General features: G+C 63.7%; 23 protein-coding genes. 13 read left to right on the forward strand and 10 right to left on the reverse strand.

What is annotated here, in order from left to right; genetic code table 11:
• Window positions 1-228 precede the first annotated feature (228 nt).
• The 5 genes from ACOOEX_RS20340 to ACOOEX_RS20360 all read right to left on the reverse strand — a co-directional run bounded on the left by ACOOEX_RS20340 (window position 229) and on the right by ACOOEX_RS20360 (window position 5,084).
• The gene (locus ACOOEX_RS20340; protein ID WP_420396529.1) at window positions 229-1,401 is read right to left on the reverse strand and encodes a lytic murein transglycosylase; all 1,173 of its coding nucleotides are present in this window, start codon (window positions 1,399-1,401) and stop codon (window positions 229-231) included.
• 44 nt (window positions 1,402-1,445) lie between these two features.
• A complete protein-coding gene (gene cbiB / locus ACOOEX_RS20345; protein WP_420396530.1) occupies window positions 1,446-2,354 on the reverse strand; it encodes an adenosylcobinamide-phosphate synthase CbiB in 909 nt (302 codons plus the stop codon).
• Window positions 2,351-3,301: a threonine-phosphate decarboxylase CobD gene (gene cobD / locus ACOOEX_RS20350; protein WP_420396531.1), complete on the reverse strand. Its 951-nt coding sequence runs from the start codon at window positions 3,299-3,301 to the stop codon at window positions 2,351-2,353. The genes cbiB and cobD overlap by 4 nt, the downstream gene beginning before the upstream one ends.
• A gap of 39 nt (window positions 3,302-3,340) precedes the next feature.
• The gene (locus ACOOEX_RS20355; protein ID WP_420396532.1) at window positions 3,341-4,330 is read right to left on the reverse strand and encodes a glutathione S-transferase family protein; all 990 of its coding nucleotides are present in this window, start codon (window positions 4,328-4,330) and stop codon (window positions 3,341-3,343) included.
• Window positions 4,331-4,520: 190 nt separating this feature from the next.
• Window positions 4,521-5,084 (reverse strand): CGNR zinc finger domain-containing protein, encoded by a 564-nt coding sequence (locus tag ACOOEX_RS20360; protein WP_420396533.1) that lies wholly within the window; start codon window positions 5,082-5,084, stop codon window positions 4,521-4,523.
• 439 nt (window positions 5,085-5,523) lie between these two features.
• Here ACOOEX_RS20360 and ACOOEX_RS20365 point away from each other — a divergent pair, with 439 nt between their 5' ends.
• The 5 genes from ACOOEX_RS20365 to ACOOEX_RS20385 all read left to right on the forward strand — a co-directional run bounded on the left by ACOOEX_RS20365 (window position 5,524) and on the right by ACOOEX_RS20385 (window position 11,345).
• On the forward strand, window positions 5,524-5,880 hold the full coding sequence (locus ACOOEX_RS20365; RefSeq protein ID WP_420396534.1) for a hypothetical protein: 357 nt from the start codon (window positions 5,524-5,526) through the stop codon (window positions 5,878-5,880).
• Window positions 5,881-5,970: 90 nt separating this feature from the next.
• On the forward strand, window positions 5,971-6,972 hold the full coding sequence (dgcN, locus tag ACOOEX_RS20370; RefSeq protein WP_420396535.1) for an N-acetyltransferase DgcN: 1,002 nt from the start codon (window positions 5,971-5,973) through the stop codon (window positions 6,970-6,972).
• Window positions 6,972-7,934: an N-acetyl-D-Glu racemase DgcA gene (dgcA, locus tag ACOOEX_RS20375; RefSeq protein WP_420396536.1), complete on the forward strand. Its 963-nt coding sequence runs from the start codon at window positions 6,972-6,974 to the stop codon at window positions 7,932-7,934. Before dgcN ends, dgcA begins: the two co-directional genes overlap by 1 nt.
• A gap of 699 nt (window positions 7,935-8,633) precedes the next feature.
• Window positions 8,634-10,466 (forward strand): dihydroxy-acid dehydratase, encoded by a 1,833-nt coding sequence (ilvD, locus tag ACOOEX_RS20380; RefSeq protein WP_420396537.1) that lies wholly within the window; start codon window positions 8,634-8,636, stop codon window positions 10,464-10,466.
• A gap of 15 nt (window positions 10,467-10,481) precedes the next feature.
• Window positions 10,482-11,345: a D-amino-acid transaminase gene (locus ACOOEX_RS20385; protein ID WP_420396538.1), complete on the forward strand. Its 864-nt coding sequence runs from the start codon at window positions 10,482-10,484 to the stop codon at window positions 11,343-11,345.
• 52 nt (window positions 11,346-11,397) lie between these two features.
• Here the strand turns inward: ACOOEX_RS20385 and ACOOEX_RS20390 are convergent, their stop codons facing one another.
• The gene (locus ACOOEX_RS20390; RefSeq protein ID WP_420396539.1) at window positions 11,398-12,672 is read right to left on the reverse strand and encodes a DEAD/DEAH box helicase; all 1,275 of its coding nucleotides are present in this window, start codon (window positions 12,670-12,672) and stop codon (window positions 11,398-11,400) included.
• A gap of 332 nt (window positions 12,673-13,004) precedes the next feature.
• Here ACOOEX_RS20390 and ACOOEX_RS20395 point away from each other — a divergent pair, with 332 nt between their 5' ends.
• Together ACOOEX_RS20395 and ACOOEX_RS20400 are read left to right on the forward strand one after the other, a co-directional pair.
• A complete protein-coding gene (locus tag ACOOEX_RS20395) occupies window positions 13,005-14,027 on the forward strand; it encodes an aspartate-semialdehyde dehydrogenase (RefSeq protein WP_420396540.1) in 1,023 nt (340 codons plus the stop codon).
• A 72-nt stretch (window positions 14,028-14,099) separates the two neighbouring features.
• A complete protein-coding gene (locus ACOOEX_RS20400) occupies window positions 14,100-15,725 on the forward strand; it encodes a mucoidy inhibitor MuiA family protein (protein ID WP_420396541.1) in 1,626 nt (541 codons plus the stop codon).
• A gap of 16 nt (window positions 15,726-15,741) precedes the next feature.
• On the opposite strand, the gene ACOOEX_RS20405 is transcribed toward ACOOEX_RS20400, so the two are convergent.
• The 3 genes from ACOOEX_RS20405 to ACOOEX_RS20415 are packed head-to-tail and all read right to left on the reverse strand — an operon-like array spanning window position 15,742 to window position 17,750.
• Complete coding sequence (locus ACOOEX_RS20405; RefSeq protein ID WP_420396542.1) at window positions 15,742-16,053, reverse strand: P-II family nitrogen regulator; 312 nt, start codon at window positions 16,051-16,053, stop codon at window positions 15,742-15,744.
• Window positions 16,054-16,056: 3 nt separating this feature from the next.
• Entirely contained in the window at window positions 16,057-17,043 is a 987-nt protein-coding gene (locus ACOOEX_RS20410) for a sodium-dependent bicarbonate transport family permease (RefSeq protein WP_420396543.1), read from the reverse strand.
• Between the two features lie 56 nt (window positions 17,044-17,099).
• Complete coding sequence (locus ACOOEX_RS20415; protein ID WP_420396544.1) at window positions 17,100-17,750, reverse strand: carbonic anhydrase; 651 nt, start codon at window positions 17,748-17,750, stop codon at window positions 17,100-17,102.
• 141 nt (window positions 17,751-17,891) lie between these two features.
• Between ACOOEX_RS20415 and ACOOEX_RS20420 the strand changes: the two genes are divergently transcribed.
• From ACOOEX_RS20420 to ACOOEX_RS20430, 3 genes are all read left to right on the forward strand, one after another.
• Window positions 17,892-18,269, forward strand: coding sequence for a hypothetical protein (locus tag ACOOEX_RS20420; RefSeq protein ID WP_420396545.1), 378 nt, complete (start codon window positions 17,892-17,894; stop codon window positions 18,267-18,269).
• A gap of 63 nt (window positions 18,270-18,332) precedes the next feature.
• Complete coding sequence (locus ACOOEX_RS20425; protein WP_420396546.1) at window positions 18,333-19,721, forward strand: leucyl aminopeptidase family protein; 1,389 nt, start codon at window positions 18,333-18,335, stop codon at window positions 19,719-19,721.
• Window positions 19,714-20,553: a C40 family peptidase gene (locus ACOOEX_RS20430; protein ID WP_420396547.1), complete on the forward strand. Its 840-nt coding sequence runs from the start codon at window positions 19,714-19,716 to the stop codon at window positions 20,551-20,553. The genes ACOOEX_RS20425 and ACOOEX_RS20430 overlap by 8 nt, the downstream gene beginning before the upstream one ends.
• Window positions 20,554-20,557: 4 nt before the next feature.
• Here ACOOEX_RS20430 and ACOOEX_RS20435 read toward each other — a convergent pair whose 3' ends face one another.
• Complete coding sequence (locus ACOOEX_RS20435) at window positions 20,558-20,896, reverse strand: DUF2794 domain-containing protein (RefSeq protein ID WP_420398401.1); 339 nt, start codon at window positions 20,894-20,896, stop codon at window positions 20,558-20,560.
• Window positions 20,897-21,548: 652 nt separating this feature from the next.
• On the opposite strand from ACOOEX_RS20435, the gene gpmI reads away from it, so the two are divergent.
• From gpmI to ACOOEX_RS20450, 3 genes are read left to right on the forward strand one after another with little or no spacing between them, the layout of a single operon-like run.
• Window positions 21,549-23,066: a 2,3-bisphosphoglycerate-independent phosphoglycerate mutase gene (gene gpmI, locus ACOOEX_RS20440; protein WP_420396548.1), complete on the forward strand. Its 1,518-nt coding sequence runs from the start codon at window positions 21,549-21,551 to the stop codon at window positions 23,064-23,066.
• Window positions 23,063-24,196: a murein hydrolase activator EnvC family protein gene (locus ACOOEX_RS20445; RefSeq protein ID WP_420396549.1), complete on the forward strand. Its 1,134-nt coding sequence runs from the start codon at window positions 23,063-23,065 to the stop codon at window positions 24,194-24,196. The genes gpmI and ACOOEX_RS20445 overlap by 4 nt, the downstream gene beginning before the upstream one ends.
• A gap of 12 nt (window positions 24,197-24,208) precedes the next feature.
• The gene (locus ACOOEX_RS20450) at window positions 24,209-25,528 is read left to right on the forward strand and encodes a S41 family peptidase (protein ID WP_071691130.1); all 1,320 of its coding nucleotides are present in this window, start codon (window positions 24,209-24,211) and stop codon (window positions 25,526-25,528) included.
• The last annotated feature ends 3 nt before the right edge of the window (window positions 25,529-25,531 follow it).

The raw sequence follows: 25,531 nt of genomic DNA on the forward strand, positions 1-25,531 counted from the left end.
GCAGGCGAAAAGCGCTTTAGCAGGCTATCCCCTTATACTGAACGCCCTTTCATCTTGGTCCAAATACCTCCGCCGGAGGCATCCCACCCCAACCGCCTTCACCGCAGCCAGGTCTGATGACCGGACCCGGTATTCTTCCGTGGCAATGCGGACCGACGAGGCCTCCGGCGTCAGCCGGGGGTTGAGGAGGGCCGCTCCCGGATCGACGCCGGAGGCGGCGAAACCGGATCAGAGCCTGCGCAGCAGTTCCGCCGTGGGCCAGGCATCGGCGGGCATCCCAAGACGCTGCTGTTCCGCCTGAACGGCGGCCCGGGTGCGGGCGCCCAGGATCCCGTCGATTCCGCCAACATCATGGCCCAAGGCGGTCAGGCGCTGTTGCAACTGCCGCATCTGGGTCTGGTCGAGACCCGGGTCCGGATTGCCCGCGTTATAGACCGGCGCGCCTTCCAGCCGCGTGGCGAAATAGGCGGCCGTGGTCACGTAGACAAAGCTCTGGTTCCACTCGAACAACACGGAATAATTCGGATATGCCATGAAGAGCGGGCCGTTCCGCCCCTGCGGTGCCACGATCGAGGCCTGAAGCCCCGTATTCGTCAGCGCGCCGTTGCGCCCGCGAATGCCCATCTGCTGCCATTGCGACACGCGCCGCGTGGTCTCCAGCCCAGAGAGGGACCAGTCGAAACTCGATGGCACCTCGATCTCCACCAGCCAGGGCTGGTTCGCCTGCCAGCCAAGGCTGCGCAGCATGTTGGCCCCGGACATCAGCGCATCGGGGGCCGAGTTCTGCAAATCCACATGCCCGTCACCGTCGCCATCGATGCCCCGGTCACGGATGTCTTCGGGCAGCATCTGCACCATCCCGATCTCACCCGCCCAGGCCCCGGTGGTGCGGCGCGGGTCCAGATCGCCGGATTCGAACAGGTCGAGCGCCGCGAAGACCTGCGGGCGGAACAGCTCGGGCCTGCGGCAGTCATGGGCCAGGGTGACCAGCGAATTCACCGTGTTGTAATCGCCTTGGAAGGCCCCGAAATCGGTCTCGAAAGCCCAGAAGGCCAGTAGCACACCACGGCTTACACCCAGCTCCCGCTCCATCCGGTCGAAGACGCTGCGATAGCGTTCGGCGTTGGCGCGGCCATTGTTGATCCGGTTCTGGCTGATCAGACGGCGCGAGAACTCCACGAACGGGGTGGCAAAGATCCCTTGCCGCCGGTCAGCATTCAGCGTGGCCTGATCCTGGGTCACGCCATTGAAGAAGGCATTCACGCTTTGCGCGGAGTGGCCGTTGCGCAGGGCTTCCTGCCGCAGCCCGTCGACGAAGGCTGAAAAACTGCCGCCACATTGTTGCGCATGGGCAGCGGTGGAAAGGACAAGGGTCAGAAGGGTCGCTGAAATCAGTCGCATGGGAAAATCCTGTGGCTGTTGTTGGGCGAGAGATTAACAGGCGCTCAGAACAGGGCAAGCACCAGTGTGACCGCACCAAACGCCGCCCAGACCCGCCAGAGCACGGATATGGAGGCATCGACCTCCGCCACCCCGATCTCCCGCACACCGCTGCCATTGACCCACGGAAAGTCTCGCGTTTCCCCGTGGTAGCTGCGCGGGCCGGACAGGGCCACGTCCAGCACGCCGGCCATCGCCGCCTCTGGCCAGCCCGCGTTCGGGGACCGGTGCAGCCGCGCGTCTTGGCGGATCACGTCGACGGCGCGGTCCGACCAGAAGGCCAGTGCAATCAGCCCCGCGGTGATGCGCGCGGGAATCCAGTTCAGCACATCATCAAGCCGCGCGGCGGCCCACCCGAACTCCGCGTGTCGGGGCGTGCGATAGCCGATCATGGAATCGGCGGTGTTCACCACTTTGTAGATCAGGATGCCCGGCAATCCGCCAATGAGGTACCAGAAGGCGGGCGCAATGACCCCGTCCGAGAAGTTCTCGGCGGCACTTTCAATCGCGGCCCGCGCCACGGCGGGCTCATCCATGCCACTGGTGTCCCGGCCCACGATCATCGCGACCGCCCGCCGCCCCTCGCCCACGCCATAGCGCAGCCCGTCGGCCACGGCTTGCACATGCTGCACAAGGCTTTTCTGTGCCAACAGGATCGCCGCCCCGATCAGGGACCAAAGCCACCCCAAAGGCAGTGCTTCGATCACCGCGCCCAAAAGGCCCGCCCCGGCGACCAGCCCCATGACGACCAGAATACCGTTGTCCCACCGGGGGAAGCGGTTGAATTCCGTGTCACACCAGCCAATCGCCCGCCCCATCAGCACGGCAGGATGCGGCACCCGCGACCAGAGCCAGCGCGGCTCTCCCATCACGGCATCGAGCGCCATGGCCCCAAGCAGCAGCCAGGCGGTCATGACAGGGCCTCTTCCAGCCGTGCCCAATGGGCGTCCGGTCCCGGCAGGCCGAGCCGTAGCCAGCGGTCGGAATAGGGGAAGATCCGGCTCCAGATGTGGTGCCGCGCCAGCCGGTCTTGCCAGGCCGCCGCCTCGCCCACATCGTAAAGCCGAAAGAGCGTTGTGCCGCCTGCCACTGTAGCCCCCGCGCGTGTCATCAAAGAGTCCAGCCGGTCCGCATCGCGGGCCAGCCGCGTGCGGGTCGTCTCTGCCCAATCCCGATCGCGCAAAGCTGCTGCCCCGGTCACCAGCCCCGGACCGGACACCGCCCATGGCCCGATCATCTCGGCCAGCCGGTCGATTGTCTCTGGCCGCGCTATGGCAAAGCCAAGCCTCAGCCCCGCCAGCCCCCAGAATTTGCCAAAGCTCTTCAGCACGATCACGCCTGGACGCTCCGCCATATGAACGAGGCTGTCCCCCGGCATCACGTCGCCAAAGCTTTCGTCGATCACCGTCAGGGGTCGCTCCCCTTCCAGTTCCGCTGCGCTCCAGACCCGGCCATCGGGATTGTTGGGGTGGACCACGACCAGCGCACCGCCCTCACCGGCCTGCCATCCATTGGTGCGGAAGGCGGCCCAGTGTTCGTTATAGGTGGGGGCAGGGATGTGGACCCGGCCAGCGGGCACAAGCGCCGGAATGCGCGCGATCAGCGCCGAGGCACCGGGCGCTGCTAGAATAGCTGCACCCGCAGGAACGCTCCAAAACGCCCGCGCCGCCGCATAAAGCGCTTCGAATGCGCCCTGGTCGGGCAGGGCGGTCCAGGAATCGGCGGGAAAGTCCGGCACCGGGTAGGGCAGGGGGTTGATCCCGGTCGACAGGTCGATCCAATCCGCCCGCGCGCCGCCATAGCGTGCCGCCGCGCCGTCCACCCCGCCGCCATGATCGCGTTTGCCTTCGATCCCGGTCATCGCTGTCCCCTGTTCGCCGGGAACGGTTCAACCCGATTTTCAGGCCGCCCGCAATGCCTCTCGCCCATGCGGAGCATCCCAGTCGATTTGCGGCCCGATGGGGATGATCCGGTGCGGATTGATGCTGTCGTGGCTGTAGTGGTAGTGGCGGATGAAATGGTCGAACTGCACGACGTCCCGGATACCGGGGCACTGGTACAGCTCCCGCGCCCATCCCCACAGGTTGGGATAGTCGATGATCCGTGCCCGGTTGCACTTGAAATGCTGGTGATAGACCGCGTCAAACCGGGCAATGGTGGGGAAAAGCCGCCAATCGGCCTCGGTGATCCGGTTGCCCGTCAGATAGCGGTTCCGCGACAGGATATCCTCGATCCAGTCGAGCGCCTCGAAAAGCGTGTGAACAGCGCTGTCATAAGCCTCCTGCGACGTGGCGAAGCCCGCCTTGTAGACGCCATTGTTCACCGCGTCATAGATGCGTGCATTCAGCGCGTCGATCTGATCCCGCTGAGCCTTCGGGTAGAAATCCTGCGTATCCCCGGTGATGCCGTTGAAGGCCGAGTTGAACATGCGGATGATCTCGGCGCTCTCGTTCGACACGATGGTATCGCGGTCCTTGTCCCACAGGATCGGCACGGTCACGCGACCCGTTATGTCGGGCTTGGCGCGCAGGTAGATGTCACGGGCGAAGTCCGAGCCGAACAGCCGGTCACCCGTCGCACCGGGAAAGTCATCGGAGAAGGTCCAGCCGTCTGACAGCATGTCTGGATGCACGACAGATACATCTATATGTTCGGTCAGCCTCTTCAGACTGCGGAAAATCATCGTGCGGTTGGCCCAGGGGCAGGCATGGCTGATATAAAGATGATAGCGCCCGCTTTCGGCCTTGAAGCCGCCTTCGCCGGTGGGGCCGGGTGCGCCATCGGTGGTGATCCAGTTGCGAAATTGCGCTTCGCTGCGTTTGAACGCTCCGCCTGTGGATTTGGTGTCGTACCACTTTTCCACCCAGTGTCCGTCGACCAGCATACCCATTCGTGCGCTCCTTTCGATTGCTACTATGCAACCTAGTCGCCACATCAGCGCAGGCCACCTTCAGTAGCGCAGAGCCTCCCTGCCCCTATGCACAGATCCCGCCTTCTCCTTGTGAAAATACTCCGGGGAGCGCGAGGGGCAGCGCCCCTCGCACGGGTCGACGCGCAAAGCGCGGTGAAATACCGTTGGATCAGGCGGCGTGCCGTTGCCGTGCGCGAAAGCTTTCGGCCTTGGCGCGGTTGCCGCAGCGCGACATGGAACACCAGCGCCGCCCGACGCCCCGCCCCTTGTCGATGAACAGATGCGTGCAGCGGCGACATTCACGCAGCCTCCCGAACTGGTCGGATCGCAGCAGGTCATCCATCGACAGCACCAGCTGTTCATAGACGCGGCCAAGCGGGCTTGCGGCGACTGTCAGGCCGGTATCGCCAATGCAGATTTCAGCATCCTGATAGACGGCTTTGAGCGCCTCGGTCAGATACAGCGCGTCTTCCCGCCCCGGCGCGCGTCCTGCCGCGATGGCGGAAAAGGCGGCGTAGGCTGTTTCCCTGAGCGTCAGGATCTTGCGAAGCTGCATCGGCGTGACCGGTTCAGACGGGGCCGCAAAACCCTCTTCTTCCAACAGGCGCACCAGCACGGTGGCGTTTTGAAAACTGTCGATCCGTCGCGTCTTTCCGTCATCGGCAACGGTATTCAAGAAGGTCAGGAACGGGTGGCCCGCGCCCGGTTCAGAGCGTGAAATCGCCTTGGTCATTTGTACTGCACCGCCTCGGAATGGTCTTTTCTTTTTTCGGTGCGCCTATGGTGCCGCAGGGTGTGCGGCAAGTAAAGCACCGGATCGCTGCGCCGGGCTCCGCCCGCGGTGCGCCGCCGATTCCCGGCAAACCGGTGTTCATGGGGCGTGAGGGCGCGTCGCCACGGGGTGCAGCGAACCACGGTCATGACCGCGCCAACCGCCGATTTGACCGTCCGGCCGGGACAGGACAGGCAGATGCTGACAGGCGCTTCGGCGATCACACCGCTTGGGCAAAGGTCGGTTCGTCTGGTTGTTACATGCCACCCTTAAGGGATCTTGCACCCGATTTCGGATAGTGTGGCCCGAATGCGACGTGCTGCGATGCGGCGGGGCTGTGGACTTGTCCGAATCTGTCTGAGGTCCAAATTGACCCGAGCAAGCCCCAAGGATCTGTGCGATGTCAGATTTTCTGCCCAAGGAAGTGATGGACGGCCTGCGCGCCGCACAAAAGAAGGCCGAGCGCAAGCGCAGCCGCCGGTCCGTGCATGTGGGTGATGACGTCTATCCGATCCTGCAATTCGCGGAAGAGGGCTTTGCGCTGGACGCCGAGTACGCCCCGCATCTGCGGGGATTGGTCGATATCTACGAGGGGCCGAGGCATCTGTATCAGGCCCTGATCGTGGCATCGGAGATCAAGGGCGATCTGATGCGCTATGAATTCAAGCGCAACACGGTTGCTTCCGATCATGCACCGCGCGACTTCTATCAGGAACAGGACGCGCCTGTGGCGCTACTGGACTGGTCGAAACCCTGAATTTGGCCTTTGCAACGGTGGCTCAACCCGCTGTAATCGGGATCGAATCGCGCCCTGCACGGCGCAGCTTTCCCATAGCCGAGGCCCAAGATGATCCAGACCCCATACCTGTTGTTCCTGGGCGACGCGCCCGATCAGCTCGCTGCCAAAGTGGCCCAGGGCATCCGCGACTGGCGACCCGACAATGCCGTTGGCCAGTTCCGCATGGAGGGCTGCGGCGCCGATGTGAAGCTGCCCGACATGGATCTTTCCGCCGCGAAAGAGGCCGGGGCCAAGACGCTGGTCGTGGGCGTTGCCAACCGCGGTGGCGTGATCAGCCAGGAATGGAAGAAGGTGCTGGTGATGGCGCTGGAGGAAGGGTTCGACCTCGCCTCCGGCCTGCACAATCTGCTGCGCGATGAGCCCGATCTGGTGGCGGTTGCCGAAGCCACTGGCCGCAAACTGCATGACGTGCGGGTGCCGGACGTGAAATACCCGATCGCCAATGGCGTGAAACGGTCCGGCAAGCGCTGCCTTGCCGTGGGCACCGATTGTTCCGTCGGCAAGATGTACACCTCGCTGGCCGTGGATGCCGAGATGAAGAAGCGCGGCATGAAGTCGAGCTTCCGCGCCACCGGTCAGACCGGCATTCTGATCACCGGCAACGGGGTTCCCCTCGATGCCGTCATCGCCGATTTCATGGCAGGCTCCGTCGAATGGCTGACCCCCGACAATGACGACGACCATTGGGATCATATCGAGGGGCAGGGCAGCCTCTTCCATGTGTCCTATTCCGGTGTGACCATGGCGCTGATCCATGGCGGCCAGCCCGACGCGCTGATCCTGAGCCATGAGCCGACCCGCGCCCATATGCGCGGCCTTCCGGGCTATGACCTGCCCTCGCTGGAGGCACTGCGCGACACCGCCCTGCCGCTCGCGCGCATTGCCAACCCCGCCTGTCAGGTGGTGGGCATTTCGGTCAACACCGCCGCCATGGGCGAGGATGAGGCAATGTCCTATCTGGAAGCGACCGAGAAGCGGATGGGTCTGCCTGCCGTTGACCCGTTCCGCCAGGGCGCGGGCCGTCTGGTGGATGCGCTCGACGCGATCTGATGTTGTCCGTTACCGCCGATACCTTCCGGCTGGCGCAGGTCTTCACCATCGCCCGCGGCAGCCGGACCGAGGCTCATGTCCTGACCGTCCGCGCCTTTGCGGATGGAGTTGTGGGGCAGGGCGAATGCGTGCCCTACGCCCGCTACGGGGAAACGCTGGACAGTGTGACCGCCCAGATCGAGGGGCTGCCGGAGGGCATTTCCCGGCAGGATCTGCAGGATGCCCTGCCTGCTGGCGCCGCCCGCAATGCCGTGGACTGCGCCCTGTGGGACCTTGCCGCCAAGCAGACCGGCGCGCCCGTGTGGCAACTGGCGGGGCTGCCTGCGCCGCGTCCGCTGATCACCGCCTACACGCTGTCGCTCGATACGCCCGAGAACATGCGGGCCGAGGCCGCGAAACACGCGCATCGGCCTCTTTTGAAGATCAAGCTCGGCACGCCCGACGACATGGCGCGGCTGGAGGCGGTCCGTGAGGGAGCGCCCAAGTCCCCCATCATCGTCGACGCGAATGAGGGCTGGACGGCAGAGGTCTATGCCGACCTCGCGCCCCACCTGCTGCGCCTCGGTGTGCAGATGGTGGAACAGCCCCTGCCTGCTGGTTCCGACGACATGCTCGGGGAAATCGAACGCCCCCTGCCCGTCTGCGCCGATGAAAGCTGCCACGACCGCGCCAGCCTGCCGGGGCTGAAGGGCAAATACGACATGGTCAACATCAAGCTGGACAAGACCGGCGGGTTGACCGAGGCGCTTGCCCTCCGCGCCGCCGCCCGCGCCGAGGGCTACCAGGTCATGGTCGGATGCATGGTGGGGTCGTCGCTGGCCATGGCCCCCGCTGTTCTGGTGGCGCAAGGGGCCGAGGTGGTGGACCTCGACGGACCCTTGCTGCTGGCCGAGGACCGCGACGCGCCGCTGGTCTACGACGCCGCCGGAGTGCACCCGGCGAGTGCGGAGTTGTGGGGGTGAGCGGTGGTTTTGGGGTGGTGGGCTAAAATGCCCGCCCACCAAACGGTCGCTACTGTCCCCACCAGCACTCACCAGTGTCTTGGCGTCGATATTCACCGGGCGGGCAGTCTCCGCTGGAAGACGACGTTGACGATGATGTTGAGTTCGGGGTGGTTGATGTCGGAGTATATGTATACACGCACCTTGAGCCGTCCCAGTAGCCAGTCCCACAGTCCGGTGTGCTATAGGTTGATGGAAATGGATTGCGGTCCATATTGGAGTCCCCGCAAGCGGTCATCACAAGCATTGAAATTATGGCTAGAATTGCTCGCATTTTACCCTCCTCTGTTAGTGCGCGACAAAGCTTATTTAGCTGTTTAAGAATACAATAACCACGCTCTGTACGAGATCAAAGTTTTCGACCCAGTGGTCTGGAGAGAATTTCTAGCTAAGGGGTCAACATCTCCCGGCGCGGAATCAAGGGCGTCAGCCCGCCGCGCCATCGCCGACGCGCCCCCACGCGGAGGCGATTTGGGTGCCGTGAGCGCGACGATTGAGGTCGCCCAGGTGTGGCAGAGATAAAGTGTGCTGATCACAGGTCGGATCGCCCCCGCGCGCGTCGTCGATGGTGCGGCTACCGATGCAATGATTTCCCCTTTCCCCATATGGCCCTCCCCCCATCTTTGCGCTAAGCAATCCCCGCTCGACAGGAGGACCGACATGCCCAGATACCGTTCCCGCACGACCACCCATGGCCGCAACATGGCCGGCGCCCGTGGCCTTTGGCGCGCCACCGGGATGACGGATGGCGATTGGGACAAGCCCATCATCGCGATCGTCAACAGCTTCACCCAGTTCGTGCCGGGGCATGTGCACCTGAAGGACCTCGGCCAGATGGTCGCGCGAGAGGTCGAGGCGGCGGGTGGTGTTGCCAAGGAGTTTAACACCATCGCGGTCGATGACGGTATCGCCATGGGCCATGACGGGATGCTGTATAGCCTGCCGAGCCGCGAGGTCATCGCCGACAGCGTCGAATACATGGTCAACGCCCATTGTGCCGATGCAATGGTCTGCATCTCGAACTGCGACAAGATCACCCCCGGCATGCTGATGGCGGCCATGCGGCTGAACATCCCCGCGATCTTTGTTTCGGGCGGGCCGATGGAAGCGGGCAAGATCGACATTGCCGATCTGGAGATGAGCAAGATCGACCTTGTGGACGCGATGGTCGCCGCCGCCAATGACAGCTTCACCGACGAACAGGTGCAGCATATCGAGGAAAACGCCTGTCCGACCTGTGGGTCCTGTTCCGGCATGTTCACGGCGAATTCGATGAACTGTCTGGCAGAGGCTCTTGGTCTGGCGCTGCCGGGCAACGGATCGACGCTCGCCACCCATGCCGACCGCAAGGGGCTGTTCCTCGAAGCGGGCCGCAAGATCGTCGAGATCGCCAAGCGCCACTATGAGGGCGAGGAAAAGGGCCTGTTGCCGCGTGAGATCGCCACTTTTGAGGCGTTCGAGAATGCCATGTCGCTCGATATCGCCATGGGCGGGTCCACCAACACCGTGCTGCACCTGCTGGCCATCGCCCATGAGGGCGAAGTGGATTTCACGATGTCCGATATGGACCGGCTCAGCCGCAAGGTGCCCTGCCTCTGCAAGGTCGCGCCCAACACCGCGAACGTCCATATGGAGGACGTGCACCGCGCCGGCGGCATCTTCTCGATCCTGGGCGAGCTTAGCCGCGCGGGCCTGCTGCACAACGACTGTCACACCGTGCATTCCAGCACCATGGGCGAGGCGATTGCGAAGTGGGATATCGCGGTGGCGAACAACCCCGAGGCGGAGAGCCTGTTCAAGGCCGCACCGGGGGGCGTGCGCACGACGCAGGCCTTCAGCCAGTCGAACCGCTACAAGGAGCTGGACACCGACCGTACCAACGGCGTGATCCGCGACAAGGATAACGCGTTCAGCCAAGACGGGGGCCTTGCGGTTCTGTTCGGCAATATCGCGCTGGATGGCTGCATCGTGAAAACCGCGGGCGTCGATGCGTCGATCCTGCAATTCACCGGCACCGCGCATGTCTGCGAAAGCCAGGACGAGGCCGTCAGCAACATCCTGACCGGCAAGGTCAAGGAAGGCGATGTTGTGGTCATCCGCTACGAAGGGCCACGCGGCGGGCCGGGGATGCAGGAAATGCTCTACCCGACCTCCTACCTCAAGTCGAAGGGGCTTGGGAAAGCCTGCGCGCTGCTGACCGATGGCCGCTTTTCCGGCGGGACCTCGGGGCTTTCCATCGGGCACGTGTCGCCCGAGGCGGCGGAAGGCGGGGCGATTGGCCTCGTGCAGAACGGCGACAGGATCGAGATCGACATCCCGAACCGCACCATCAACCTCGCCGTGTCGGACGAAGAACTGGCCGCCCGCCGCGCCGCACAGGAGGCCGCCGGGTGGAAACCCGCCAAGCCGCGCGCCCGCAAGGTCTCGACCGCGCTCAAGGCCTACGCCGCCCTCACCACCAGCGCCGCCAAGGGCGCCGTTCGCCAAGTTTGAGAAGGACCACCAAGAATGACCCGCACCGTCTATGTAAACGGCGAGTATCTGCCGGAAAATGAAGCGAAGGTGTCCATCTTCGATCGGGGGTTTCTCTTTGCCGATGGCGTCTACGAGGTGACCTCCGTGCTCGGCGGCAAGCTCATCGACTTCGCCGGTCACGCCAAGCGTCTTCAGCGGTCTCTGGACGAGCTGGAGATGGCCAATCCGATCAACACCGAGGATCTGCTGGAGGTGCATCGCCAGCTGGTCGAGAAGAACGGGATCGTGGATGGTCTGATCTACCTCCAGATCACCCGCGGCGCGCCCGATGACCGTGATTTTGCCTTCCCGCCTGCCGACACCGCGCCGACCATCGTGCTGTTCACCCAGAACAAGCCGGGGCTGGCGGATGCGCCGCAGGCCAAGGTGGGCATGAAGGTGATCTCGGTCGAGGATCTTCGGTGGGGCCGCCGCGATATCAAGACGGTGCAGCTGCTTTACCCCTCGCTTGGCAAGATGGCCGCGAAGAAAGCGGGTTGTGACGATGCCTGGATGGTCGAAGATGGGTTCGTGACCGAGGGCACCTCGAACAACGCCTATATCGTCACGAATGACGGCACCATCGTCACCCGGCAGCTGTCGAACGACATTCTGCACGGGATCACCCGCGCCGCCGTACTGCGCTTTGCGCGCGAGGCCCAGATGAAGGTCGAAGAGCGTCCCTTCACAATCGAGGAAGCGCAGAATGCGGCAGAGGCATTTGTGACCTCCGCCTCCGCCTTCGTGATGCCGGTTGTGGAGATCGACGGTCAGCCCGTGGGCACCGGCAAGGTCGGTGAGATCGCCCCGCGCATCCGCGAGATTTACCTGGAGGAAATGCGCAAGGCGGCGATCTGAGCTGACGCTATTTCTGATGTGAGAAAGGGCCGCGTAGAGCGGCCCTTTTTCGTCATGCGGCCGGCTTGCGGCGTTGTTTGTTGCGGCGTGCCTGACGTGGTTTGGCTGGAGCCTGGCCTTGTCCTTGGCCCCCGCCACCAGACCGGCGGCGGCGTTGCCCCCCACCACCGCGCTTGGGCTTGTCTTCCTTCACCGGTTCCGGGCGGCGGCCACTGGCGACGGGGATCGAGATCTTCATGACTTTCTCGATATCCTTCAGCTGATCGACCTCTTCGGCACAGCAGAAGGCAATTGCCTCGCCATCCTTGCCGGCACGGGCGGTGCGCCCGATGCGGTGAACGTAGTTGTCGGGCACGTCGGGCAGGTCGTAGTTGTAGACTGTACGCACATCGGGGATGTCGATGCCACGCGCGGCCACGTCGGTCGCCACGAGGATCTTCACCTGCCCGTCCTTGAACGCCTTGATGGCGCGGTCGCGCTGACCCTGGCTCTTGTTGCCATGGATGGAGGCCGCGTCGAACCCGTCAGCGACCAGCCCTTTCATCAGCTTCTCCGCGCCATGCTTGGTGCGGGAGAAGACGAGGCTCAGCGTATCGGGATGGCGGCGCAGAAGCTCGCGCAGCAAGGCGGGCTTTTCGCTTTTGGCGATGAAATGGATGCACTGCGTCACCTTGTCGGCGGCTTTACCCGGCGGCGAGACCTGCACTTTGCGCGGGTTCGTCAGGTAGGTGCGCGACAGTTCTTCCATCTGCTTGGGCATGGTGGCCGAAAACAGCATGGTCTGGCGCGGCGTGCCCAATGCGGGCGCAATCCGGCGCAGCGCGTGGATGAAGCCAAGGTCCAGCATCTGGTCGGCCTCGTCCAGCACAAGGAACTGGGCCAGGTCCAGCCGCACCGCGCGGCGGTCCATCAGGTCGATCAGGCGACCGGGGGTGGCCACCAGAATGTCGGTGCCGCGTTCAAGGAAGCGCATCTGCACATTGATCGACTGCCCGCCGACAACGGTGCCAACGCGCAGGTGAGAGCCCTTCACATAAGTGCGCAGGTTCTCGGCAATCTGGTTGGTCAGTTCGCGCGTCGGCGCAAGGACCAATGCCTTGACGGATTTGGGTTCGCGCTTGCCCTGATGGGCCAGCAGATGTTCCACCAGCGGCAGGCCGAAGGCCGCGGTCTTGCCGGTGCCGGTCTGGGCAAGGCCCATGATGTCGTGCCCGGCCAGCGCAAGCGGGATCGCCTGGTTCTGGATGGGCGTCGGGGTGTCGTAGCCAGCGGATTTAACGGCGGCCAGCAGGGTCGGCGAGAGGCCGAGCATATCGAAATCGAACAAGGTCTTCCTTTCCGGCGCGATGGCGCGCTCGGGTGTAAACGGATCATGGTTCCCGGAATCGGGAACAGCGAGGGTGCGGTCAGGCGCTCTGCGAAACGGGCGGATCCCATTGAACCGGCCGGACCGTCAGACCCTGCGTGATGGGGACTGGGAATTCTGTTGTGCCGTGAACGCGGGGGCGACAGGGTCGCAAGGGGGCGTTCGGCTCACGCGGCCAATGGGCACGGGTGTCACATGTTCGCAATTGCAGCATAAGTCAAGCCTGTTGCCCCTTTTGATTCTCGTGCCCATGCGATATGTGCGCCGCTGTTCCCAACCAAGAGGACAATATCATGGGCTACAAAGTTGCCGTTGTCGGCGCCACGGGTAACGTGGGCCGCGAAATGCTGAACATCCTGGCCGAGCGCCAGTTCCCGGTGGACGAGATTGCCGCGCTGGCGTCGCGCCGTTCGCTTGGGACCGAGTGCAGCTTCGGTGACACCACACTGAAAACCCAGGATCTGGATACATTCGATTTCACCGGGTGGGACATTGCCCTGTTCGCCATCGGGTCGGACGCGACGAAACAATACGCGCCCAAGGCCGCCAAGGCGGGTTGCATCGTCATCGATAACAGCTCGCTCTACCGCTACGACCCGGAAATTCCGCTGGTCGTGCCGGAGGTGAACCCCGAGGCCGTCGATGGCTATGCAAAGAAGGGCATCATCGCGAACCCCAACTGCTCTACCGCGCAGATGGTGGTGGCGCTGAAGCCGCTGCATGACCGTGCGCGGATCAAGCGTGTGGTGGTCTCGACCTACCAATCCGTGTCCGGCACCGGCAAGGACGCGATTGACGAGCTTTGGGACCAGACCAAGGGCATGTATGTGCCGGGTCAGGAAGTGGCCCCCAAGGTCTACCCCAAGCAGATCGCCTTCAACGTGATTCCGCATATCGACGTCTTTATGGAGGACGGCTCGACCAAGGAAGAATGGAAGATGGTGGCCGAAACCAAGAAGATCGTGGACCCCGCGATCAAGGTCACGGCTACCTGCGTGCGGGTGCCGGTGTTCGTGGGCCATTCCGAAGCGATCAACATCGAGTTCGAAGAGTTCATCGACGAGGATGAGGTGCGCGATATCCTGCGCGAGGCGCCGGGCATTCTGGTGGTGGATAAGCGCGAGGCCGGTGGCTACGTCACCCCGGTGGAATGCGTGGGCGACTATGCCACTTTCATCAGCCGCATCCGTCAGGACAGCACCATCGAAAACGGCATCAACCTGTGGTGCGTGTCCGACAACCTGCGCAAGGGCGCGGCGCTGAACGCCGTGCAGATCGCCGAAACGCTCGGCAATCGGGTGCTGAAAAAGGGCTGAGCCGAAAGGCCGCTTGACGACTCGACGAAGAAGATGAACCCTCCTCGCACAACCTGCTTGGAGGGTTTTTCAATGAGATTTCATATATTTGCGGTTGGTGTTTTGACGGCGGGCATGGCCCATGCCGACGATATTCCCGTACGCGCCGACGTGACCCACGCCACGATCTACGGCGGCGCAGCAGAGGTGACGCGACAGGCGACAGTGACCATCCCCGAAGGGGCCCACCGGGTGCTGGTCCCGGTCCCGCCCTACATGCAGGACGCTGGCGTTGTCAGCGCGGCGCTGTCCGATGGCACCCCGCTTGGCCCGGTGCGTCTGGAATTGGCCCCCGGTTTCGAGGATGGCCAGTTCGACACGCCTGCACAGGCCGCCTTGCGCGCCCGGATCGAGGCGCTGGAGGCCGAGATCGAAGAGGCAGAGGATCAGCTTGCCCATATTGAAGCGGGGCTTGGCACGATTGCCCTGCAACGTCGCTATCTGGAAAGCTACGCCGCCAGCGGCTCAGGCGAGGTCACGTCACCTGACGCCATTGGCTCGGTGCTGAGCGTGCTTGGTCAGCAAATGGCGGTGCTGACGGCGGAGCTTCTGGAAAGCGAACAGCAGCGGGATGAACAGCGTGCCGCGATCGTTGAACTGCAAGGGAATCTCGGCGAAGCAGAGGCAGCGTTGCGTGCGCTTTATCCGCTTGGGGCGGACAGCATCGCGTTGGCGATTCCGGTAGAGGTGACGGAAGACGCCGACCTGAGCCTCGCCCTGACCTATCTGGCCAGTGGCTTTGGCTGGGACATGACCTACACCGCAAGACTGTCAACCGAGGATGGCGCGCTGACGCTGGCGCGCACCGCGCGGTTGGAAACCGTCCTGCCAGACCGGTGGGAGGAGGTCGCCCTGACCCTGTCCGGCGAGGAATGGGGGCAAGTGCTGGACATGACGGGCGTCTGGCCCTCGCCTGCGCGGATCGAAGAAGAACGCCCGCCAGAGATTGTCCAGGATCGGATTGCAGGCGGGGCCTTTGTCGCGCCGGTGATGGAACCGGTGATAGTCAGCGAAGAGGCCGCCTCGTTCGACAGTTTCGGCCTGTCCTTCAACGCCACTGTCGCCACCCCCCAAACCCTCAGCGAGGGCGCGGACACGCTGGTGCCCTTCGATACGCTCAGCTTCGACCCGGAGGTGACCATCGAGGCCAATCCCCGCCATGACGACACGGCCTTCCTGGTGGCACGGGCCGAGAACACAACCGGCCAACCGTTGATCCCCGGTGAAATGGCCGTTTACCGCGACGCGGCGTTTCTGGCCGATGAATACATGGACACCATCCCGCCCGGTGGCGAACTGGAATTGCCCTTCGGGTCCGTCGATCACCTGCAACTCTTCTGGCGGGATCTGTCGCGGAATGAGGGCGACGAGGGCTTCTTCAACCGGTCCAACGTGCAGCGGCAGGTGGTGGAATTTGGCGTCACCAATGTCTCGGACCAGCCGGAGGATGTGCGCATCCTCTATGCGGTGCCATACACGGAACAGGACGACCTGGAACTTGATCTAACCCTCTCCGTCCCTCCAAGCGTCGAAAATCTCGACGGGCGGCGCGGCATCCATGCCTGGGATCTGATCGTCGGGCCGGGGGAAACCCGCACCATCCGGATGGAGGCCGAGATGTCCTGGCCGGAAGGGTATGACCTTTATTGGCGTCCGTAAGCGATAGGGCCGGGCGTCAGAACCGCTCGGCCCGCAACACTTCGCAATCGGTGACACTGACCACGCCGATATGACGTTCAACCACCTCGAAGGCGGCATCAAGCAGCGCGTCCAGCCGCTCGGGCTTGATGATGCAGACAACGGCCAGCATCCCACCTGCCCGGCTGACCTGCCCGGCGCGGCTCCACTCCCCTGAGCGGCCCGAACCACCCTTAACGGGCAGGATGGTGTACCCGGTCACATCCGCCTTGCGCAGTGCCTCGGTCAGGCGGCGTTCCATCATCGATTCGATGATGATCTCGACACGTTTTGCCTTGTGGGTCTGCATGGGTCAGCCTCCGGTCACGGTGCGGGCAATCGCCAGGTAGATCGGAATGCCCAGGGTCAGGTTGAAGGGGAAGGTGACGCCAAGCGACAGCGTCAGGTAGATCGACGGATTCGCCTCTGGCAGGGCCACGCGCATGGCCGCTGGCACCGCGATGTAAGAGGCCGAGGCCGACAGCACCATGAACAGCGCCACACCCCCCGCCGACAGGCCGATCAGCATCCCGGCGGCAAGGCCAAACAGACTGCCTACCAGCGGCATTACGATCCCGAAGGCCAGCAGGCCCGGCCGCAGAACCCCCGCTGCGCTGCGCAGACCGCGCCCGGCAACCAGCCCCATATCCAGCAGGAACAGGCAGAGCACGCCTTGGAACGGCGCCACGATGAAGCTTTCGATCCGGGCCAGCCCCTCCGCCCCGGTGATCGCGCCGATCAGGAACGACCCGATCAGCAGCACGATGGAGCCATTGAGCAGGATCTCCCGCAGCAGCTCGCCATCCATCTCTTCGCTGTTCGATTTGTCACCGTAGCGCGCGATCAGCCACAGGGCGGCAAGGATCGCCGGGGCCTCCATCGCGGCGGCGACGGCGACCATGAAGCCTTCGCCCGCCAACCCCGCAGAATCGAGCACCGAGGTGCCCGCCACGAAGGTCACGATAGAGATCGACCCGTAATGCGCGGCGACGGCGGCGGCGTTGGTGACGTCCAGCCCCGACATGACGCGCAGCAAGGCGAAGGCGACCAACGGCAGAACGAAGGACAACACCACGCCCGCGACCAAAGACAGGACCAGCGTCGTGTCCACCCCGTGCGAGGCCACACTTGCCCCACCCTTGAAGCCAATGGCAAACAGCAGATAGAGCGACATGGCCTTGGCCACGGCCTCTGGCACCGTCAGGTCGGATCTCGCATAGGCGGCAGCGAATCCAAGCACGAAAAAGAGGATGATGGGCGACAGCAGATTTTCTGCCGCCAGCGAAAGTATCTGGTCCATGTCGTCCCCACATTCCGACGGGTTGTTCAGTAGCCGCAGAACGGTTCCGAAATTCCCTACACTTTTACAAAGGAATTAGTGCCGGGATCGTACATTTCCAAGGCCCCGGATGCGATTTCATTCCACAGCCCATGCAGGCTGAGGCGTCCACCCTCGACAGCGTCGGCCACGAAGGGGAAGGTCATCAGGTTGGCCAGAGACACCAATACCGATCGCTTCTCCAATTCCTGCTGGCGCTCATCTTCATCGGTGATATCGGCGGTCTCTTCACAGGCGGGACGCAGGATATCCATCCAGCGGCCCACGAAACTGGTGGGCTGCTCAAGTTCGGGCGCATTGCCCGACACCATCTGGATGCACCCGTTTACGCCGCCGCAGTTGGAATGGCCCAGAACCATGATGTTGGCGACCTTCAGCGCCGTGACCGCATATTCCACCGCCGCGGATGTGCCGTGGTGATCGCCATCGGGTGCATAGGGTGGCACCAGGTTGGCGATGTTGCGGTGAATGAAGAACTCGCCCGATTCAGCCCCGAAGATCGAGGTGACATGTACCCGGCTGTCGCAGCAGGAAATCACCATGGCGCGGGGACGCTGGCCTTCCTCTGCAAGGCGGCGAAACCAGGCCTGGTTCTCGGAAAATTCGGTTGCTTTCCAGCTGTGATAGCGCCGTGTCAGGTATGTCGGCAGGGGGGAAACGTGTTTCATCTAGCGTCCTCTGTCGTCGCGTCGACCCTGATAGGCTGCATTCCCCGAAAGTTCGAGGTTTTTTTGGTCGCGGACCTAACAGTTTCTTCAGCAAGCCGGGGCACAGTCCCCCTATCCGTGGGGGCGGAAGTGGAGTGAGTGATGGAGCAGGATGTAAGCAGGCTGCGGCCGGAAGAACCCGCGCGGTTCAATCCCGAACGGCTGGAACACCTTTGTGACGAAATAGGGGAAATCCGCGCAGAGCATGAAGTTGCCAGCGCGTTGCAGGCGATCAACCTGCATCTTCAGACGATCCGGCACCTGCATCCGGTCGGGGCCAAATTGTTGCGCCCGGTCCGCAATCTGGCCGCAGCCTCGGACCGGATCGGCATGGCAACACTGGCTCGGGTGGCCCGCGATGTGCTGGCCTGTATCGGCAGCGGCGATCAGGTGGCCCTTGCCGCCACCCATGCCCGTTTGCTGCGGGTCGGCGAAAGATCCATCCATGCAATCTGGGATCTGGAGGATGTCACCGGCTGATCAACCTTGCAGACACAGCCCGTCACGTTAGGTTGTCGCCAGCCATTTTTGTGACGGATGACCATGGACAGACGTTTTTCCCCCGCCGATCCCGGCGCGATCCCGGTAACCTGTATCGACCCCGATGCGCTGGATGCCTCGCTTGCGGAACTGCCCGCCGCACATTCCGCCTGGGCGCGGTCGACCGGCTTTGCCGCAGGTCTTGGGGAAACCTGTCTGCTGCCGGATGCGGATGGCGGCATCGCCCACGTCCTGCTTGGACGTGGCACCGCCGACGCACGGGCCCGCAAGCGCTTTGCACTCGGGGCGGCACTGGCAGGATTGCCGGAGGGCACCTACAGAATCGCGGATGGTCTTCCCAAGGCCGAACAGGAAGAGGCCGCGCTTGGCTGGCTGCTCTCAGGCTACCGCTTTGGCCGGTACAAGAACGCCCCCGTGCCGAAAGCGCAGCTTGTCGCGCCAGAAGGGCTGGACGCCCCCGCACTGGAAAATATCGCAGCGGGCGAGGCACTGACCCGCGACCTGATCAACACCCCGGCCAGCGATATGGGCCCGGATCAGCTGGAGACTGCCGTTCATGGCTTGGCAGAGCAGTTTGGAGCCTCCGTTTCCGTCATCAGGGGCGATAACCTGCTGACCGCCAATTTCCCGATGATCCACGCCGTCGGCCGCGCCGCCGCACAGAAACCGCGTCTGATCGAGATGACCTGGGGCAGCACCGGCCCGCTCGTCACGCTGGTCGGCAAGGGTGTCTGTTTCGACACCGGAGGGCTGAACCTCAAACCCGGCGCCTCCATGGGCCTGATGAAGAAGGACATGGGCGGATCGGCCACGGTCCTTGGCCTTGCGCGGATGATCATGGGGGCGGGGACGCCCCTGCGCCTGCGCGTCCTGATCCCGGCGGTGGAAAACGCGGTGGCGGGCAATGCCTTCCGCCCCGGTGACATCCTGACCGCACGCAATGGCCTGACGGTCGAGATCAACAACACCGATGCCGAGGGGCGGCTTGTGCTGGCCGATGCGCTGGCGCTGGCCAGCGAAACACCCCCCGATCTGCTGATCTGCATGGCCACCCTGACCGGCGCCGCGCGGGTCGCGGTCGGGCCGGATATCGCGCCGTTCTATACCGACGATGACGGGCTCGCCGGGACGCTGACCGCCTCTGCAACTCGCGTCGCGGACCCGGTCTGGCGGATGCCCTTCCACACTCCCTACGAGGCGATGATCGAACCCGGCATCGCCGATCTGGACAATGCCCCGAAGGGCGGCTTCGCAGGGTCCATCACCGCCGCACTCTTCCTGCGCCGCTTTGCCAAGGATGCCCCGCGCTTCGCCCATTTCGACATCTACGGCTGGCAGCCCGCCGACGCCCCCGCCCGGCCCAAGGGCGGTGTCGGGCAGGCCGCGCGCGCGATCTTCGCCGCATTGCCCGAGGTTCTCAGCAATGACTGATCCCCGTATCACCCCAACCAATGGCCGCGTGGCGCATGTCAGCCTCGAAGGCCAGGTCGAGGCCGAGAAATTCGTGCAGGGCCGTCGGATGATGGTGATGCAGCCGATGGCCAACATCACCGACGAACCGCGCGGCAAGCGTGTCAGCCAGTTGCTGTTCGGCGAGGTCTTTCACGTGCTGGAAACCGATGATGGCTTCGCCTTCGGGCAGGCCGAACGGGACGGGCAGGTGGGCTACATGCTGTCCGGCGCGCTGGCCTCGCCCGAGCAGCCGACCCACTGGATTACGGCCCCCGCCACGCATCTCTACCCCAAGCCCGATCTCAAGGCCCCGCCCGAGGTCGCCATTTTCTTCGGCTCTCAGGTCAAGGTGGTGGGGGAACGCGACGACTATGTCCGCATCCACACCGGCCACTTCATCCCGCGCCCGCATCTGCAACCGGTCCGCGCCCGCTTTGGCGACCCTGTCGGGGTGGCGGACCTGTTCCTTGGCTCGCCTTACCTGTGGGGCGGGTCCAGCCGGTGGGGCATCGACTGCTCCGGCCTTGTGCAGATGGCCCTGCTGGCCTGCGGCGTCGATTGCCCGCGCGACAGCGATCAGCAGATGGTGTTGGGACGAGAGCTGCACCACGGAGAACCGTTCGTGCGCGGCGATCTGGTGTTCTGGCAAGGGCATGTGGGCTTCATGGCGAATGAACGGATGTTGCTGCACGCCAATGCCACCCATATGGCCGTGGCCTATGAGCCGCTGAAAGATGCCGCCGCCCGGATCGAAGACAAGGGCGAAGGCCCGATCACGGCGCGGCGCAGGTTTCTGAAACCCGGCGGCTGAGGCGCTATTCCACCGCCCGGATCAGCTTGCGTTCCAGAACCCGCAACACCGTTTTCAGGTCGTGCCCGCGTTTCAGGATGCGCCCGTCCATGCCGATGACGGAATACTGCCCCTGCCGGTCGCGCAGCTTCGGGCGCTTTTCGACCCGGTAGATGGGATGTTCCGCTGTGCGCCGGAAGACGGAAAAGACCGCCACCTCCCTCAGGCAGGATATCCCGTAATCGCGCCATTCACCGGCAGCCACCATGCGCCCGTAAAGGCCCAGGATAACGCCAAGCTCCGTCCGGTGAAACGCCACCTGTTCCGGCTGCGGGGGGACTGGACCCATGGGCTGAATTTGCATGTCCATGATGCAAGCTTGGCCCTCATGTCGCGACTTATCAAGACCTGCCCTGCAATTGCCACGAAAGAGCCGCTGGATTTTCCCGCGACCTCCCTCAATTCGCCCTGCCACGATGCCAAACATAACCTTGTAGTGACGAGCATAGTCTCGCCCCCGGCGGATCGGTTTTCTTGCCCCCACCCAGTCCGGTCTGCCGGGGGACTACACCAAACAGAAAAGGCCCCGCGCGAGAGTGCCGGGGCCTTTTTGCTTGATGAGGGATTCGAGGCGGCACCAACAGGAACCCTTGAGATGGTCCCTTGGTGCAGAGCGTTCCAGCTCCTTGATCAAGGCTCACTGGTCAAAGCGCGGTGGAGCGGCGCAGGTGATCACACCCACTCGATCTGGGCAGCTTCAAAGGTGTTTCGGATCGGGACAGACGGTTTCTGCCGAAGGGAGGAGAGAGCTCGGGGCGCAGGCCAGCCGTTCACACCGATTTCTGGTTCGTATCGACGTCTCAACCGCCCCGTTTTGTCTGCACGCCCGGTGTACAGGGGGTGTACGGGGGGCACCCCCCTCTTTTCGAGCGTATCGCGCATCCGCCCTGTAGAGGTTGCGTGTGCCTCCCGGCGGGCCTAGAACGCGGGTAAGTGTTGTGAAAAAGGGGTCTCTCATGGCCGTTCCCAAACCTGTCGTCCTGTGCATTCTCGATGGTTGGGGTCTGGCGCCAGATGGGCCGGGAAACGCCCCCTCCCTCGCCGCAACCCCCTGTTTTGACAGGCTTATGGCGACCTGCCCGAACGCCACGCTGATCACCTATGGGCCCGATGTGGGCCTGCCCACGGGGCAGATGGGCAACTCCGAAGTGGGTCACACCAATATCGGCGCGGGGCGCGTCGTGGCGATGGATCTGGGGCAGATTGATCTTGCGATCGAGGATGGCAGCTATCGCGAGCGCCCCGCTTTGCTGCAATTCATTGAAAAGATGAAGAAAACCGGCGGAACCGCGCATCTTTCCGGCCTTACCAGCCCCGGCGGTGTGCATAGCCACGAGAGTCACATCCTGGAAACCGCCCGCGCCCTGACAGATGCCGGAATTCCCGTGCAAATCCATGCAATTACAGATGGGCGCGACGTGGCCCCAAGATCCGCAATCGAGACGGTCGCGGCCTTTGACAATGCCCTCCCCAAAGGCGCCCATATCGGCAGCCTCATCGGCCGCTACTACGCCATGGACCGCGACAACCGGTGGGAACGCGTACAGCAGGGCTATGACCTTGTTATTGAAGGAAAAGGCCACGAAGCTGCCAGCGTCGAGGCTGCCATTCAGGCCGCCTATGCGCGCGATGAAAGCGACGAGTTCATCACCGCAACGCGGATCGAGGGATACCAACAGCCAAAGGACGGCGACGGCCTTCTGTTCCTCAACTTCCGCGCCGACCGCGCTCGGGAAATCCTTGCCGCCCTGGCTGACCCCGAGTTTGCCGAGTTCGACACAACCGCAAGACCCAACTGGGGCGCAACCTGCGGGATGGTGGAGTATTCCGACCGGCACAACGATTATCTCGACGTGTTTTTCCCCAAGCAGGATATCGTCAACACCCTTGCCGAATGGATCGCCAGCCATGGCCGCACCCAGTTTCATATCGCGGAAACCGAGAAATACCCGCATGTCACCTTCTTCCTCAATGGTGGCAAGGAAGACCCGGTCGAAGGCGAAGATCGTTACATGCCGAAATCGCCAAAGGTCGCGACCTATGACCTGCAGCCGGAGATGTCGGCGGGCGAGGTGACGGACCATCTCGTGGACGCGATCGAGAAGCAATACGACCTGATCGTCGTGAATTATGCCAATCCCGACATGGTGGGGCACACGGGTATTATCCCTGCGGCGGTGAAGGCTTGCGAGGCTGTGGATACGGGGCTTGGCGCGGCGGTTACGGCGCTGGAGAAGGTCGGCGGCGCAATGATCGTCACGGCGGACCACGGCAATTGCGACATGATGATTGATCCCGAAACCGGCGGGCCGCACACGGCTCATACGCTGAACCCGGTGCCGGTGATCCTGTTTGGCGGGCCGGAGGGCGTGACGATGCGGGACGGGCGGCTGGCGGATCTGGCGCCGACAGTGCTGCGCCTGATGGGGTTGGAACCACCAGCCGAGATGACTGGAAAGTGCCTGTTTGCATGAGGCTTCTGGCGCTGATCACGGCGCTTTGTGCGTTTGGGTCTGTTGCATCGGCGCAGACCACTGACCCTGCCTTGACCGCGCAACGCGCCGCGCAGATGCTGGAACGCGCCGCGCTGACGATGGCAGAGGCTGACGATGCGCGCGACCGGGTCGATGCGCTGACGGAAACCATTCGCGCCTATGAGGAAGGCCTGTCTGCCCTGCGCGAAGGCATGCGGCGGGCGGCAATCCGGGAACAGTCGATCACGGTCGTCTTCGAGGCGGAACAGGAGCGCTTGGGCCGTCTTCTGGGGGTTCTGCAATCCATGCAGGCTGCGCCCGCGCCGCTTCTGCTGATCCACCCAAATGGCCCCGTGGGTACCGCGCGGTCCGGTATGATTGTGTCCGAAGTGACCCCCGCCGTGGCGGCGGAGGCCATGGAACTGCGCCGCCAGTTGGAGGAACTGGCCCTGCTGCGCGCCGTTCAGGAAACCGCCGAGGACCAGCTGTCCGCCGGGCTGACCGGCGTGCAGGAGGCCCGCGTTGCGCTCAGCCAGGCGATGGCCGAACGGCGCACCCTGCCGCCGCGCTTTGCCTCGGATACCGAGGCGCTACTCGAGCTGACCCAAAGCGCCGAAACGCTGGACAGCTTCGCCACCGCGATCCGGGCGCTGGACGTAATGGCCGCTGACACAAGGCTGCCCTCGTTCTCCGATCAGCGGGGTCAGCTTCCCTTACCGCTGCAGGGGCGCGTTCTGCGTGGTTTCAACCAGGCCGATGCAGCGGGCGTCACCCGGCCCGGCCTGATTCTGGCAGCAGAGGCCCGCGCGCTGGTGTCCGCCCCGTGGCACGCCACTGTGCGCTATGCGGGGCCGCTTCTGGACTATGGCAATGTCATCATCCTTGAACCGCAAGGCGATCATCTGCTGATTCTCGCGGGTCTGGGAGAGCTGTTCGTAAGGGCCGGAGATCTGCTGGCAGCGGGCGATCCCGTCGCTTTGATGGGCGGCGAAGCGCCAAACCGCGAAGAATTGATCGTTTCTGACCCACTCGCGTCTGGTGGAGAGCTGTCGGAAACGCTTTATATGGAACTGAGACAGGCCGGAGAGCCCGTGGACCCGACCGCGTGGTTTGCGACACAAGACCAGTGAGGATTTGAGAGAATGAAGAAGTTCATGATGGCGGCCCTTGGCGGCACCGCGGCGGGTATTTTGCTGACCACCCAAGTCGCCGGTCCCCTGATCGCCCAGGAGAACATTCGCAACTCGACCGTCTATGAACAGCTCGACCTGTTTGGCGACGTGTTCGAACGGATCCGCACCTATTATGTCGAAGATGTGGACGAGGCGGAGCTGATCGAGGCTGCGATCAACGGCATGCTGATGTCGCTTGACCCGCACAGCTCTTACCTGCCGCCGAGCGACTATGAATCCATGCAGACCCATACGCGGGGCGAATTTGGCGGCCTTGGCATCGAGGTGACGCAGGAAGAGGGGTTCGTACGGGTCATCACCCCGATGGACGATACCCCTGCCATGGAAGCGGGTGTCGAGGCCGGCGATTTCATCACCCATGTGGATGGGGTCACTCTGCTTGGCCTGACGCTGGAAGACGCCGTCGACATGATGCGCGGTGAAATCGGATCTGAAATCGTGCTGACCATCGTGCGTGAAGGCGAGGATGAACCCTTCGACATCACCATTGTGCGCGACCGCATCCGCCTGACTGCCGTGCGTCACCGTCTGGAAGGCAACACCGCCGTTCTGCGGATCGCGAGCTTTACCGAGCAGACCTATCCGAACCTGCGCGACGGGCTGGAGGAGATGATCGAAGAGGTCGGTGGGATCGAGAACCTCGAAGGCGTGGTTCTGGACTTGCGCAACAACCCCGGCGGGTTGCTGACCCAGGCCATTCGCGTCTCGGACGCGTTCCTGGAACAGGGAGAGATCGTGTCGACCCGCGGCCGCAACCCCGAGGATGGCGAACGCTACAACGCGACGCCCGGCGACCTGATTGACGGGCTGCCGATGGTGGTGCTGATCAATGGCGGTTCTGCCTCGGCCTCCGAGATCGTGGCCGGCGCGCTTCAGGATCACCGCCGGGCGGTTGTCGTGGGCACCAACAGCTTCGGCAAGGGGTCCGTCCAGTCGGTGATGCCGGTGCAGGGTGATGGCGCGATGCGTCTGACCACGTCGCTCTACTTCACACCGTCCGGTCGCTCGATCCAGGCGCTTGGCGTGGCCCCCGATATTCTGGTGGAACAGCGCGAGGTGGGTGAGGTCGAGGACAATGGCCGCCCGCAGCGGACCGAAGCCGGGTTGCGTGGCGCCCTGTCCAACGCGACCCTGACCGAGGATGAAATCCGCCAGCTGGAGGAAGAACAGGAACAGGCCCGCGCCACCGCAGAACTGCGGGCGCAGGACTATCAACTGGCCTATGCCATCGACATCCTGCACGGCCTGAACGCCCTGCGTCCCCGCTAAGGG

Origin of the sequence: Nioella sp. (assembly GCF_965215655.1) — a bacterium.
GTDB lineage: Bacteria > Pseudomonadota > Alphaproteobacteria > Rhodobacterales > Rhodobacteraceae > Nioella.

Bases quoted from the DNA above. Each gene is read 5' to 3' on its own strand.
- ACOOEX_RS20425 (WP_420396546.1), top strand. From the start codon at position 18,333: ATGGACAGACGTTTTTCCCCCGCCGATCCCGGCGCGATCCCGGTAACC.
- dgcA (WP_420396536.1), top strand. From the start codon at position 6,972: ATGTTGTCCGTTACCGCCGATACCTTCCGGCTGGCGCAGGTCTTCACC.
- ACOOEX_RS20400 (WP_420396541.1), top strand. From the start codon at position 14,100: ATGAGATTTCATATATTTGCGGTTGGTGTTTTGACGGCGGGCATGGCC.
- ACOOEX_RS20435 (WP_420398401.1), bottom strand. From the start codon at position 20,896: ATGCAAATTCAGCCCATGGGTCCAGTCCCCCCGCAGCCGGAACAGGTG.
- ACOOEX_RS20340 (WP_420396529.1), bottom strand. From the start codon at position 1,401: ATGCGACTGATTTCAGCGACCCTTCTGACCCTTGTCCTTTCCACCGCT.
- ACOOEX_RS20445 (WP_420396549.1), top strand. From the start codon at position 23,063: ATGAGGCTTCTGGCGCTGATCACGGCGCTTTGTGCGTTTGGGTCTGTT.
- ACOOEX_RS20450 (WP_071691130.1), top strand. From the start codon at position 24,209: ATGAAGAAGTTCATGATGGCGGCCCTTGGCGGCACCGCGGCGGGTATT.
- ACOOEX_RS20360 (WP_420396533.1), bottom strand. From the start codon at position 5,084: ATGACCAAGGCGATTTCACGCTCTGAACCGGGCGCGGGCCACCCGTTC.
- cobD (WP_420396531.1), bottom strand. From the start codon at position 3,301: ATGACCGGGATCGAAGGCAAACGCGATCATGGCGGCGGGGTGGACGGC.
- ACOOEX_RS20410 (WP_420396543.1), bottom strand. From the start codon at position 17,043: ATGGACCAGATACTTTCGCTGGCGGCAGAAAATCTGCTGTCGCCCATC.
- ACOOEX_RS20385 (WP_420396538.1), top strand. From the start codon at position 10,482: ATGACCCGCACCGTCTATGTAAACGGCGAGTATCTGCCGGAAAATGAA.
- ACOOEX_RS20415 (WP_420396544.1), bottom strand. From the start codon at position 17,750: ATGAAACACGTTTCCCCCCTGCCGACATACCTGACACGGCGCTATCAC.
- ACOOEX_RS20395 (WP_420396540.1), top strand. From the start codon at position 13,005: ATGGGCTACAAAGTTGCCGTTGTCGGCGCCACGGGTAACGTGGGCCGC.
- ACOOEX_RS20355 (WP_420396532.1), bottom strand. From the start codon at position 4,330: ATGGGTATGCTGGTCGACGGACACTGGGTGGAAAAGTGGTACGACACC.
- gpmI (WP_420396548.1), top strand. From the start codon at position 21,549: ATGGCCGTTCCCAAACCTGTCGTCCTGTGCATTCTCGATGGTTGGGGT.
- ACOOEX_RS20405 (WP_420396542.1), bottom strand. From the start codon at position 16,053: ATGCAGACCCACAAGGCAAAACGTGTCGAGATCATCATCGAATCGATG.
- dgcN (WP_420396535.1), top strand. From the start codon at position 5,971: ATGATCCAGACCCCATACCTGTTGTTCCTGGGCGACGCGCCCGATCAG.
- ilvD (WP_420396537.1), top strand. From the start codon at position 8,634: ATGCCCAGATACCGTTCCCGCACGACCACCCATGGCCGCAACATGGCC.
- cbiB (WP_420396530.1), bottom strand. From the start codon at position 2,354: ATGACCGCCTGGCTGCTGCTTGGGGCCATGGCGCTCGATGCCGTGATG.
- ACOOEX_RS20365 (WP_420396534.1), top strand. From the start codon at position 5,524: ATGTCAGATTTTCTGCCCAAGGAAGTGATGGACGGCCTGCGCGCCGCA.
- ACOOEX_RS20420 (WP_420396545.1), top strand. From the start codon at position 17,892: ATGGAGCAGGATGTAAGCAGGCTGCGGCCGGAAGAACCCGCGCGGTTC.
- ACOOEX_RS20430 (WP_420396547.1), top strand. From the start codon at position 19,714: ATGACTGATCCCCGTATCACCCCAACCAATGGCCGCGTGGCGCATGTC.